Source organism: Ferruginibacter sp., assembly GCF_031430955.1.
Classification (GTDB): domain Bacteria; phylum Bacteroidota; class Bacteroidia; order Chitinophagales; family Chitinophagaceae; genus Ferruginibacter.
This window is the reverse complement of record NZ_JANPCM010000557.1, coordinates 1-12,520: the sequence shown is the minus strand read 5'-3', so window position 1 is coordinate 12,520 and position 12,520 is coordinate 1. Positions and strand designations below refer to the sequence as shown.

14 protein-coding genes are annotated in these 12,520 nt (G+C 36.6%); 10 read left to right on the top strand and 4 right to left on the bottom strand.

The window, feature by feature from the left end; genetic code table 11:
• The 3 genes from ACY65O_RS15940 to bla form a co-directional block, all read left to right on the top strand.
• Positions 1 to 199: helix-turn-helix domain-containing protein (locus tag ACY65O_RS15940; RefSeq protein ID WP_462221853.1), on the top strand; the 199-nt coding region annotated here is incomplete at its 5' end.
• An 82-nt stretch (positions 200 to 281) separates the two neighbouring features.
• Positions 282 to 1,094 (top strand): class I SAM-dependent methyltransferase, encoded by an 813-nt coding sequence (locus ACY65O_RS15935; protein WP_462221852.1) that lies wholly within the window; start codon positions 282 to 284, stop codon positions 1,092 to 1,094.
• Between the two features lie 264 nt (positions 1,095 to 1,358).
• Positions 1,359 to 2,240, top strand: a complete 882-nt coding sequence (gene bla / locus ACY65O_RS15930) for a subclass B3 metallo-beta-lactamase (RefSeq protein ID WP_462221851.1) — start codon at positions 1,359 to 1,361, stop codon at positions 2,238 to 2,240.
• A gap of 195 nt (positions 2,241 to 2,435) precedes the next feature.
• On the opposite strand, the gene ACY65O_RS15925 is transcribed toward bla, so the two are convergent.
• A complete protein-coding gene (locus ACY65O_RS15925) occupies positions 2,436 to 3,908 on the bottom strand; it encodes a Gfo/Idh/MocA family protein (protein ID WP_462221850.1) in 1,473 nt (490 codons plus the stop codon).
• Between the two features lie 149 nt (positions 3,909 to 4,057).
• On the opposite strand from ACY65O_RS15925, the gene ACY65O_RS15920 reads away from it, so the two are divergent.
• Together ACY65O_RS15920 and ACY65O_RS15915 are read left to right on the top strand one after the other, a co-directional pair.
• Positions 4,058 to 4,450, top strand: coding sequence for an RNA recognition motif domain-containing protein (locus ACY65O_RS15920; protein ID WP_462221849.1), 393 nt, complete (start codon positions 4,058 to 4,060; stop codon positions 4,448 to 4,450).
• Between the two features lie 100 nt (positions 4,451 to 4,550).
• Positions 4,551 to 4,997, top strand: a complete 447-nt coding sequence (locus ACY65O_RS15915; RefSeq protein WP_462221848.1) for a peptidylprolyl isomerase — start codon at positions 4,551 to 4,553, stop codon at positions 4,995 to 4,997.
• Between the two features lie 75 nt (positions 4,998 to 5,072).
• On the opposite strand, the gene ACY65O_RS15910 is transcribed toward ACY65O_RS15915, so the two are convergent.
• Together ACY65O_RS15910 and ACY65O_RS15905 are read right to left on the bottom strand one after the other, a co-directional pair.
• Positions 5,073 to 5,363 (bottom strand): isoamylase early set domain-containing protein, encoded by a 291-nt coding sequence (locus ACY65O_RS15910; protein WP_462221847.1) that lies wholly within the window; start codon positions 5,361 to 5,363, stop codon positions 5,073 to 5,075.
• 321 nt (positions 5,364 to 5,684) lie between these two features.
• On the bottom strand, positions 5,685 to 6,083 hold the full coding sequence (locus ACY65O_RS15905; RefSeq protein ID WP_462221846.1) for a hypothetical protein: 399 nt from the start codon (positions 6,081 to 6,083) through the stop codon (positions 5,685 to 5,687).
• A 595-nt stretch (positions 6,084 to 6,678) separates the two neighbouring features.
• On the opposite strand from ACY65O_RS15905, the gene ACY65O_RS15900 reads away from it, so the two are divergent.
• Both ACY65O_RS15900 and ACY65O_RS15895 read left to right on the top strand, forming a co-directional pair.
• Positions 6,679 to 7,806 (top strand): hypothetical protein, encoded by a 1,128-nt coding sequence (locus tag ACY65O_RS15900; RefSeq protein ID WP_462221845.1) that lies wholly within the window; start codon positions 6,679 to 6,681, stop codon positions 7,804 to 7,806.
• Between the two features lie 59 nt (positions 7,807 to 7,865).
• A complete protein-coding gene (locus ACY65O_RS15895) occupies positions 7,866 to 8,792 on the top strand; it encodes a hypothetical protein (protein ID WP_462221844.1) in 927 nt (308 codons plus the stop codon).
• Here the strand turns inward: ACY65O_RS15895 and ACY65O_RS15890 are convergent.
• Positions 8,789 to 10,294 carry a YfcC family protein gene (locus ACY65O_RS15890; RefSeq protein WP_462221843.1) on the bottom strand — a complete coding sequence of 502 codons (1,506 nt, stop codon included), beginning with the start codon at positions 10,292 to 10,294 and terminating at the stop codon, positions 8,789 to 8,791. The two genes, ACY65O_RS15895 and ACY65O_RS15890, sit on opposite strands and share 4 nt — an antisense overlap.
• 107 nt (positions 10,295 to 10,401) lie before the next feature.
• Between ACY65O_RS15890 and ACY65O_RS15885 the strand changes: the two genes are divergently transcribed.
• The 3 genes from ACY65O_RS15885 to ACY65O_RS15875 all read left to right on the top strand — a co-directional run.
• Positions 10,402 to 10,872, top strand: coding sequence for a hypothetical protein (locus ACY65O_RS15885; RefSeq protein ID WP_462221842.1), 471 nt, complete (start codon positions 10,402 to 10,404; stop codon positions 10,870 to 10,872).
• A 56-nt stretch (positions 10,873 to 10,928) separates the two neighbouring features.
• Entirely contained in the window at positions 10,929 to 12,155 is a 1,227-nt protein-coding gene (locus ACY65O_RS15880; RefSeq protein WP_462221841.1) for a TCR/Tet family MFS transporter, read from the top strand.
• Positions 12,152 to 12,520 (top strand): Mur ligase domain-containing protein (locus ACY65O_RS15875; RefSeq protein WP_462221840.1); only part of this gene is annotated, 369 nt, incomplete at its 3' end. The genes ACY65O_RS15880 and ACY65O_RS15875, both read left to right, overlap by 4 nt.

Below are 12,520 nucleotides of genomic sequence, written 5' to 3'. Positions count from 1 at the left end.
ACTCTACCGTACTTCTCCCGGCAAATGGTTAATGGAAAAAAGATTACAGCATGCCAAATACCTTATTACAACGGCTGGTAAATCTGTAAGCGATACTGCTTTTGAAAGCGGCTTTGAAAGCGTGTCGCATTTTAGCAGGGCTTTTAGCAAACAATTTGGAACAACTCCGTCTGCACTAAAAAAACAGGAGCCATATTGAGCTCTTGAGTCAAGCAATTGAACTTTACAGTAAACCCATTTGAAAAAAGGTGCTATAGTTTTAATAAACTAAAATATACGATATGAATCCAAACAAAACACTCTGGGAAAAAGGAGACTTTACACAAATCGCTCAGGTAATGCGGCAGAGCGGTACAGCACTGGTGGACACATTAGGAATCACTAAAGAATTATCTATTCTTGATCTTGGTTGCGGAGATGGTACAACTGCAATACCCGAAGCAAAATTGGGCGCAAAGGTATTGGGCGTGGACATAGCCAGTAATTTGGTGGCAGCGGGAAATAAGCGGGCAAAAGCAGAAGGATTAAGCAACTGCAGTTTCCAGGAAGGCGATGCAACCGCACTCACCGATTTACAAGATAAAAGTTTTGATTTAGTGGTGAGCATCTTTGGTGCCATGTTTGCGCCGAAACCATTTGAAGTGGCGAAAGAAATGGTACGTGTTACCAAACCCGGGGGACGCATTGTAATGGGCAATTGGATACCCGGAGATCCTACACTGGTAGCTCAAATATTAAAGATCAGTTCTGCCTATACGCCACCCCCGCCCGATGGCTTTATTAGCCCGATGTTATGGGGTATACCAGATCATGTTACCGAACGTTTTGTGCAGGCAGGTATACCAAAAGAAAGAATTGAATGCAGTAATGATAGTTTTACGTTTAACGCACCTTATGCACCATCACAATTGCTGAACAACTTTAAAAACTACTACGGCCCTACAATGAATGCATTTGAAGCGGCTGAAAAAAATGGCAAGGCAGTAGAATTGCTACACGAACTGGAAGCGTTATTTAATAGTCAAAATAACGGTGGCGATAATAATACTACTTCTATCACAGCTACTTTTTTGAGGGTAACGGTTACACGATAAAATATTTTTTTGTGTAAGTTTTTTTTGAGTAGATGTTTGCACCTTTTAATTTAGTAATTTTTCGCCTATGGTATTAGTCCGTAGTACATCGCCGACACTGTTTGGTGTGCAGGGTAAAAGAAGAAGTTTCGGCAGCAATTGATGCTGTTAACGATTATTGCTTTCACCATAGATTTAAACGATGCAACCACTTTAATAAATCTTATTTTCGTCTTTATAAAAACCAAATATCTTCGAATCTTCAATTTTATTTCCATCATTTATATGTTCAACATCTCATTAAAAAGTTCAGCACTCGCTGTTGTACTATCAGTAACAGCAGCAACCGCAATTGCACAAAAAGTACAAGAACCAAAACCATGGTCAGAAGAATGGGCAAAGCCTTATCAGCCCTTTCGGATTGCAGGCAACCTTTATTATGTGGGCACGTACGATTTGGCTTGTTACCTTATTACCACCCCACAGGGAAATATATTGATCAATACCGGGTTGGCGGCTTCTGCAGCACAACTAAAAAATAATATTAAAACACTGGGCTTTAAATTTTCTGACATAAAAATATTATTAAACACACAGGCACATTACGACCATATGGGTGCCATGGCTTTTATTAAAAAGAAGACCGGTGCACAACTGATGATAGATGAAAAAGATGCAGATGTATTGAAAGATGGAGGCAGCAGTGATTATGCATTGGGTGGTAAAGCCAGCACTTTTAAACCGGTAACTCCTGATCGTTTATTGCATGATGGCGATACCATTACATTAGGTAATATGCAACTGGTAATGTTGCACCATCCAGGACATACTAAAGGCTCCTGCAGTTTTTTGTTTACCGTAAGTGATGAACAAAAATCGTATAAAGTTCTTATTGCAAATATGCCTACTATTGTTACAGACAGTTCTTTTACATCAATCAACAGTTATCCTGCAATAGCGGCTGATTATGCTTATACTTTAAAGGCCATGAAAAATATTTCCTTCGATATTTGGTTGGCATCTCATGCCAGTCAGTTTAACATGCACAGCAAACATCAACCCGGCGATGCTTATAACCCTGCTGCATTTATTGACCAGCCCGGTTATGACGGTGCGATAAACGACCTTCAAAAAAAATATGAGAAGAAGATGAAAGAGAATGAATAACAGGAATAATGAATAATATTTTTATGGCTGCCATTATTTGCCCCAATTATTATCTTCGCCGCCTTTGGGTGTGCAAAGCAGCCATAAATATTGCTCAATAATTAAGGCTCTTTTCCTTTCGTAATTAATTAAAGATTAAACGGCAACCATTTTTAATTTAGGCTTGTAATACATTATTCCTTTAAACTAAAAATTTTACATCCCTAATGCCCACCCTTGCCGGTAACTTCTTTTTACAAATTGATTGGCATCATCAAAATTGGTAATTTTCATATTGGGGCCATCCCATAATAATTTTATTCCTCTGCCGGGATAATCAAAACCAGCAGTACCGTTAGGTTTATTTTTTCTTACATCATAACTTCTTATAGCAAGGTTACCCATTAAAACGGTTTCGGTTAGCGGCCCGGCAATACTAAATGGCGAACTTAAATTATTTGCTTCTTTACTGTTATAACCGGCAATACATGCTTCTACCCACTGTTTGTAATGGCCGTTTACGCCACCCGGCACCCTTGCAATAGTTACCGGTGTTTTAACTTCTTTATTACGGCTTAGTGGTAATAATCTTGCATTGGCACCATAAGTATCACACATCATTTTACCTTTTGTGCCTTCAAAAATTACACCGTTGCCGCCATCACCCATTTGTTCGTTAGCACCTAATTCATCGGGCCGCTCGGGTTGTATGCCACCATCCATCCAATGCATATCAATATGTCCCTTGCCTTTTTTATCATTAAATTTTAAAGTTACATGCGATGCTGCCGGTGCACTTTCAGGAAAATATCCCCTGCGGAATGGCCCGGTATAATAAGAACTTACGCTGCATGCCGCTTCAGTTGGGTAGCCAAGCCCCAGTACCCTGAAAGGCGCTTCAATTAAATGACAGCCCATGTCTCCTAATGCACCAGTACCATAATCCCACCAGCCACGCCAGTTAAATGGTGCAATATTCTCAACATAATCTTTTTGTGGTGCAGTACCTAACCAAAGGTTCCAATCAAGTTCCGAAGGTACTGGTGCAGTTTTAGCAGGCCATGCAATTCCCTGCGGCCACACGGGCCTGTCAGTCCACACATGCACATCATGCACATGGCCAATAACACCTGCATTATACCATTCCATCAGTTGCCTTACGCCATCGCCGGAAGAACCCTGATTGCCCATTTGCGTAACCACTTTATATTTTAGTGCCGCTTCGGTTAGCATTCTTGCTTCATAAATGTCATGCGTAAGCGGTTTTTGTACATACACATGTTTGCCCATTTGCATAGCTGCCATTGCCTGTATGGCATGGTTATGATCTGGTGTGGAAACAGAAACGGCATCAAAATTTTTACCTTCTTTTTCCAGCATCTCTCTAAAATCTTTATAATATTTTGCTTTTGGAAAACGCTCCCTGCTTTTTGCAGCCTGTCTGTCATCAACATCACATAAAAAAGCAATATCGGCTTTACCGCTTTTAAAAAATTCATTAAGGTCGCTTTCGCCTTTGCCGCCTGCACCAATACCGGCAACAATTAACCTGTCGCTTGGAGCAACAAAACCACGGCCTCCCAACACATGGCGGGGAATAATATAAAACCCGGCGGCAATTGCTAAACTATTTTTTATGAAGGACCTTCTTGATTTATTCTCTGCTGTAATAATTTTTTTCTTTTTCATATTTATTAAACAATTAATTTAAAAGTAGATTTTGAAATTTAATTTAATGCATTTTCTTAAAAACAGCCTCTTTTTTTTAAATAATTTCAAAATAAGAATATTTAAAAGAAACAAGCTATAAGTTACTTACTTTTACAAAAAATATCTCCATGAAACTATTTGTTGCAGGCTTACCTTATGATTTAGATGACGCTGAGCTGGAAGAAATATTTGAGAAATTTGGCACCATTGCTTCTGCAAAAGTGGCTATTGATAAAGAAACCGGAAAAAGCCGTGGCTTTGGTTTTGTTGATATGCCCGACCGTACGGAGGCTAAAGATGCGATGGACAGTCTTAACGAGATCTCCTTAGGTAAAAAACCTTTAGTTATAAAAGAAGCTGAAGAACGCAGTGGCCCACCACAAAACCGTGGCGGCGGTGGTGGTTACAATGGCGGTGGCAATAGTGGTGGTGGTAGCGGTTACCGTGGTGGCGGTGGCGGAAACAGCGGCGGCGGTGGATATGACAGAGGTAGTAATCCCCGTGACAGGAACCGGTATTAATTGCTGCATTTCTGCAAATAAAATAATCAACAAATTTTGGTGTAATAATTTTGCCGTACAGCGGCGAAATTATTTATGCAATAACTTTTAAAAATACAACATGAGCGAAACAGTACTTACAAAAGGCGAAATACATACTAAAAAAGGGGTTTTACAATTTGAATTATACGATGATGATGCACCCATTGCTGTAGCTAATTTTAAAAAATTAATTAGCGAAGGGTTTTATAATGGTTTAACTTTTCACAGGGTGATTCCTGATTTTATGATACAGGGCGGCTGCCCTAACGGTACAGGCGCAGGCGGGCCAGGTTATACCATTAACTGCGAATTAAAGGGTGCTAAACAACAGCACGACAGGGGCGTACTATCGATGGCGCACAGGGGGTTAAATACCGGTGGCTCTCAATTTTTTATTTGTCATAACAGAAGTAATACCAAACATCTTGATGGGGTGCACACCTGTTTTGGTAAAGTAACCGGTGGTATAGATATTATTGATGAAATAAGAGGAGGAGATGTTATGGAGAAAGTGATAATTGTTTAACAAAGATTAATACATGCTTAAAATAAAACAGGCCGGTTAATTACTAACCGGCCTTATCATTGCAGTTAATATTTTTTATAAACTTATTACACTGTTGGTACCACCAAATTCATTAGCTTGTTCGCTGTCGGCTTCAGGTTCGTTTACCCAGGTAGTTTCGTTAACCCTGTATTTAAACTGGTGCTGGCTGTTTTTTGGTAAAGATACATCGCAGGTAAAACTGCCATCTTTTTTCTTACTCATTATAATTGAGTTTTCCCAGTCGCTGTTTAAGCCAAGCACTTCAACAGTTTCTGCATCTTCTGCAGTAAACACAAATTTTACTTTGCAATAATCTTTGGTTTTAAAATAAGTCTTTTGTAGCATTTGTTTTCTTTTAAATTAATAAATATAAATTGAATGTGCTGCTCAAGTAAGGTAAACACAAACAGTAAAAGTTCGTTCAGTTATAGCAGGCAGAGAAAACGCTTCGTTAAGCAATTACGGGTTACAAATTTTGTACCGTACTTATAATAAGCAAAATATTTGCAGATATTATTTTCTTGCTGGTTAATACCATTTATTTAAAAAGGTAACCCTGTAATAAAAAACAGGTTAAACACAGTTTATTAAAACAGAAAAAAAACTTATAAGCACTTTTAAAAAAGCACTTATAAGTTTAGTTTTAGTTGTAGTTTTTCCGGGGGTTTATAATATTACCACGTCGTTTTCATTAACGGTAGTTTTTTCAACCAATATAGTACTTGCCGAAAACGTTTTGCTGTAAGTTTTGTTACCTGATAAAAGTTTAAAGTTAAGCTCCTGGCCATCTTTCTTTTCAATTTTAAAAGTCCGCGGCTTTAAATTTTTTCTCAGGCTTTGAGAATACAATTCGCCTTCTTCTTTGTCATTAATTTTTAACATGGCAAAATTGCTGTTACCGGTGTTGATTTCTACCTCAAAGTAAAGATAATCTTCTTCGTTACCAATGTACTTTACAGTAAAAGGTTCGTTTGCCGCAGCTGGTTTAACTGTTTGCGCTGCGGCTGAAGTTGCAAATAAAATTACTGCAACAATTGCTGTGGTGATGTTTTTTAAATTTTTCATTTTGTTTTAGTTTAACGGTTAATTAATATTTGTTTTTTAAGGTTACCTGATTTTATTTATTATTAACCGGTTATAACAACAGTTAACGTTTATAAAATCACATTCATGCAGCAGGCTAATTGTTGTTGATTATTTCTGTATAGCAGGCAAACGGATAAGGTGCGTACGGCAACTTTTAATGTAAGAAACAGTGGCTGCAGGTTTTTAAATTTTTAATATCCTGTTTATTTTTGGAGCACTGATTAATTCTGATGTAAACATACACTGCTTTTTTGTTGGCTTTAAACCAGGTTTTTGCAAATTTTATTACTCCAAAATTGTTAAATATTTTGATAAACCCTTGCTGGTATTGAGTTGCAGTAATTTTTTTTTATTATACCCAACGCATTTTTTAATTATAAGAAAAGGTAAAAATACCTTTTGGATTACCAGAATATTTATTTTATGAACTTAACTCTATAAAAAAATGAGAATTATTCCTTAAAAGTTTAATCACATTTTTTTCACAATAGGCATTTATGCTTGAGTAAATTGACTTAATATAGTAATTTTAAAAAAATATTTTACCCAAATGTTCCCTTTTTGCTCCAAACGCTTGTTAAGCATAGTAACTGTATTGCTGCTAAGTACCCTTTTCGTCTCTGCCCAAAGTAGTTTTAAACTTAAATATGATAACTCTGCGGTGTATGCTGGTATTGAGGTTGGCTCAAAAGGTGTAAAAATGAGTATTTTAGAAATTGGAAGAGGGGCACAAAAAAGCGGTGCTTTTAATATCTTAAAAGATACTTCAATAAATTCCGATTTTATTTCTTTCAATCCGCAAACATTTCATTCCACTGTTAATGGTTTTACTGCTTTGTATAACGCTGCTGTAAAAGACTATAATATTCCTTCAGATAAAATTTATACCGTTATCAGCAGCGGTGTAAAAGGCCAGGCAGAAAAGGATAATAAAGAATCCTGGATAAAAAATTTGATCGACTCTTTTAAAACAAAAATAAACGAACCGGCGAGGGAAGTTGATGTAATTGATGTGGTACAGGAAGCAAGGTTATCTCATATTGGCATTGTGCCGGAATCGAGAAGATACTCCACATTTTTAATTGATATTGGCAGCGGTAATACCAAAGGCGGATTTTTTCCAAATGGCGATACAAAATTTTTAAAACTTTTTCAATTGAACTGGGGAACAAAAAGTACAGCCAACGCAACAGAAAAAAGAACCGACGATGATAAAACTATTGAGAACTACAATAAGCAGTTGACAAGGGTGTTAACCGGTGCCGAAAATTCGGAAATAATTTATATGGTTAACGAAAGTGGTGCATACCCCATGAGTGATTACATTGCTTTTAGCGGCGGTATTGCATGGTCTGTTGCCACACTTATTTCGCCTGAGCTTATTGGAAATTCTGTTGTGCCGGTTACGTATGATGATGTGGTAAAACTTAATGAAAGAATGTATAAAAATTATGCTTCGCTTTCTGATGCTGCAATTTTAAAATCGATAACCGATAAAACTTTAGATAAAGAACTTATTGGCAAAGAAGTGAAAAGGGTTAACCAGGTTTTTGATCAAAAATCTTTAATGGCCGGTACAGGATTGCTGTTAAAAATTATGCGCCAGTTTGAAGGCGTTTACGAAAAGAAGCAATTCTTTTTGGTAAAAAATGGCCAGGTGGGCTGGATTTCTGCATATGTTGACCAGCATATCAATAAATAAATTTTAGTGGTTTGTTTTTTATGCAATTGTTTTTTCAACAATAATATACCTGGAATTTAATGAGAGATACAAAATCATTATCACTTTTATTATTATCATCGGTATTATTTTTATTGTCTATTATACTTTTATGTACCTGGGGCTATCAATACTATCATCAAATACAGGAAGATAAAACCAAAGCAATTGTTGTAAAAAATACACCGCCTGCTGTACCCGATGGTACAAGAGATTCCCTTTTAAATATTTACAAAGCCACATTAAACAGCCTCAACACCCGCTTTGATACAGCGTCATACTACACCGATTCATTAACAGGGAAACTGGATATTAATTTAAAAGAATTTTACAGGTTAAGAGATGAAATTGCCGTATTACTGCAGGATAAAAATGCTACTGTAGATATTAACCTTGCCCGAAAAAAAATTGGTGAGCTGCAGCAAAAAGTAGATTTACTAAAGTATAAGAATACAGATGTGGAAACCGAAAATAAAAAACTTAAAGCCATTTTAGAAGAGATGGCCAGGCAAACAAAAGGGATAGAACAAAATACTAAACTGATTGAAAAAGAAAATAATAATTTAGCCGAAAAAATAAACACCCTGGTTGCTGTAAGTGCGGCTAACCTTAATCTTTCGGCACTGGCAAATAACGATCAGCAGGAAACTACAGAAGCTGTGCAAACAGAAAAATTAGTAGGCTCGTTTACAGTTAAAAGTAACATGACCGCACGATGTGATATTGTTGTAGTTGTTGTGCAGCCTAATGGGCAGGTATTACAAAAATCTGCATGGGAATCGGGAAGTTTTGAAACACCCGAAGGCAAAAAAATTTACTCCTGTAAAATTCGCTGCGAAACTGCAAGGGGCGAAAATAAACAACTCAACTTTTCTTTAACGGCCGATAAATATCTTAAAGGAAAATACACCATGCAAATTTATCATAACGGTGTTTTAATTGGCCGCATGAATAAAACGCTGTCTTAAAAATAAATTCCTGTTATTAAAAATATTGCACTCAGCAGCATTAGTATTATCAGCAAAGGATAAATAAATTGCCACCACGCTTTTAAACTTACATTTACCAAAGCTAATGATGGTAATATTAAACCTGTAGGAGTTATAAATCCCATAATACCCATTCCAAATAAATAAGCATTTACAATTTCTCTGCCCGGTACATTTACCATAATGGCTAATCCGCCAATAATGGGCATGGTTAAAACTGCCATACCCGATGAGGAAGAAATAAATAAAGTAAACAGCAGGTATAAACCGAGTAATACTACAATAAATATAGCAGGTGGCATGCTGCCCACCAATTTAGAAGAATAAAATAAAATCGAATCGCTGATATGCCCGTCGTTTAAAACAATTGTAACGCCTCTTGCAACGCCAACAATAAAAGCTACGCTTAACAGGTCTGCCGCACCCTTTATAAATTCGGTGATAAAATCTTTTTCATTCATTTTTAATATAACTGCCAATAAAATAGCAGCAGCTAAAAACAAGGCCGACATTTCCAGCAGCCACCATTCAAAAAAAATAACACCGGTTATCATTGTTAAAAATGTGGCCAGAAAAAGAAGGAGTAATAATTTTGTCCGGGTATCTAAAACAGGTACTTCGCTATTTTTTGGGTCTAAATTTTCGTAAGGCGATTTTACAATTCCATCAACACGATAAACTAAAGAAGCCGCCGGATCTTTTTTAATTTTATTCGCATACCTCACAATGTACCAAATGGTAACAGCGGTAGAAATTGCAAACATCAAAATGCGTTCAGTAAAACCATCTCTCCAGTTTACGCCTGTGGCATTAGATGCTATTATAACAGAAAATGGATTACTGAAGGATGACATTGTGCCTAACTGTGTTCCTGCAAAAATTACTGCAACAGGTACAATCAAATCGTATCCTGCAGCCAAAAAAAGCGGCACCATTACAGGATAAAAAACTAATGCTTCTTCAGCCATGCCATAAGATGCACCGGCAAATGAAAATAAAAAGGTAAGAATAATAATTAGCCAGGCCTCTCTTCCCTTCATAGTATGTGTCAGCGATTTTAATCCTTTAATCATTGCGCCACTCTGGTGAAAAATATTCATAAAACCTCCAATCACCAAAATAAACAAAATGATATCAATAGAATCGTAAATACCTTTTAAAGGCGCTTGTAATATTTTAATAATTCCCTGACCATTTTTTTCTAAAGATTGATAACTGCCGGGAATAGATACCGGCTTTCGGATAGCACCGGTTGCAAAACTTTTTAATGCAATTTTTATTTGTAAACTGTCTAATGTTTTTTGTGTAAAAGGCAGGGTGGTTGTTTCGCCTTTGGCAGATAATACAGCAAAACTTTTGTTGTCATTTACCGATAATGTAGTATAACGTCCGGCTGGTACCAACCAGGTTGCAACAGCTGCAATTATAATTACCACCATTAAAATTGTAATAGGGGAGGGGATTTTTTTTAGGTTAGCCATGCAATTTTATTTAATGCTGATATTTAAAAGTAAACAAAAAAACATTCTCTGTATTTTTTAAAAGGTTGGCTACCTTCTATTCCGGAAGCAATCTGTATTTTAGCAGTATGAAAGCAGCAACAATAAATGAATTAAAACAGGAACTGCAAAATATTACTCCTGTAAAAATAACGGAACTCTGCCTGCGGCTTGCCCGTTTTAAAAAAGAGAACAAAGAATTGCTGACCTATTTACTTTTTGAAGCACATGATACCACTGCTTATATTGAAAACGTAAAAGCAGCAATGGATGATCAGTTTGAAGATATTAATAAGAGTAATGTTTATTTTATAAAGAAAACGCTGCGTAAAATTTTACGCACTGCCAATAAATACAGCCGCTACAGCGGTCTCGCCAATGTAGAAATTGAATTGCTACTTTATTTTTGTACAAGGATGAAAGAATTGAATATACCCATAAATAAAAACCCGGTGCTTACCAATATTTACAATGATCAATTAAAAAAAATAACTAAAACTGTTGCAACACTGCACGAAGATCTGCAATACGATTACCTGAGAGAAATAAACAAATTATAGTATTGGATTTTAAACTTTAAATTAGCGCAAAAATAAGCAGCAGATCAATATAAATTATGGCCAGTAAACGCAATGCAGCAATAGGATTTATTTTTGTAACACTCTTGATTGATGTTATTGGATTTGGAATTATCATTCCGGTAATGCCAAAACTTATCGCCGATTTAAAACAAGTTGATATTAGTACTGCTGCTAAATACGGCAGCTATCTTACGGTTGCTTATGCATTAACCCAATTTGTATTTGCACCCATTTTAGGAAATCTCAGCGATAAATATGGCCGCAGACCTGTATTATTATTTTCTTTGTTTGGTTTTGGAATTGATTATCTTTTTTTAGCATTAGCACCAACTTATGGTTGGCTATTTTTAGGAAGAATAATTGCAGGGATTACCGGCGCCAGTTTTAGCACGGCTGCAGCATATATTGCCGACATCAGTTTGCCTGAAAACAGGGCGAAAAATTTTGGAATGATTGGCGCCGCATTTGGATTAGGTTTTATTATTGGTCCGTTATTAGGAGGATTGTTGAGTACTTTTGGGCAACGTATTCCTTTTTATGCAGCTGCAGCATTAGCCTTATTAAACTGGGCTTATGGTTTTTTTGTATTGCCCGAATCTTTATCCAAAGAAAATCGCAGGGAGTTTAATTGGAAAAGATCAAACCCAGTAGGTACACTCCTGCACCTGCGAAAATTTCCATCTGTAACGGGGTTAATTGTTAGTGTACTGTTGTTGCAAATTGCATCGCATGCGGTAATGAGCAACTGGAATTATTTTACCATTCACCGCTTTAGCTGGAACGAAAAAATGGTAGGCATATCACTTGCAGTGGTAGGCATATTAGTTGCTGTAGTGCAAGGCGGTTTAACACGTTTTATTAATCCTAAAATTGGGAATGAAAAAAGTTTATACACTGGTTTAATATTGTATAGTGCAGGTATGTTATTATTTGGTTTAGCCAATATGAGTTGGATGATGTTTGTATTTTTAATTCCTTATTGCCTGGGAGGTATTGCCCAACCGGCCATACAAGCAATTATGGCGGGCAAAGTACCACCCAATGCACAGGGTGAGTTACAAGGTGCACTCACCAGCCTTATGAGTTTGGCTGCAATAATTGGCCCATTGGTAATGAACAATCTTTTCTTTTATTTTACACACAATGAAGCACCAATATATTTGCCAGGTGCTCCTTTTTTTCTCGGTGCTTTGTTAATGGCGGTAAGTGCCGTTATTGCTTTTAAAACATTGCATCAAACAAAAGCAGTTGAAATTGTATGATTAAAAATATTGCTGATTTTAAAAACGTTTTCTTCATTGGCATCGCCGGTGTGGGCATGAGTGCCATTGCACAATATTTAGCCGGGGTAGAAAAAAATGTTAGCGGCAGCGATCGTTATTTTAAAGAAAATGAATTTAATGAGACAAAAGAAAAATTAGAAGCTGAGGGAATAAAATGTTTTTTACAAAATGGCGAAGGCATCACAACCGAAACTGATTTGGTAGTAGTGTCAACGGCAATAGAAGACACTGTTGCAGAAGTACAAAAAGCAAAGCAATTAAACATTCCTGTTTTAAAAAGAAGTGAAGTGTTGTCGCTGATTGCGAAAAGCAAAAAAACGATTGCAGTTGGCGGTACCAGTGGC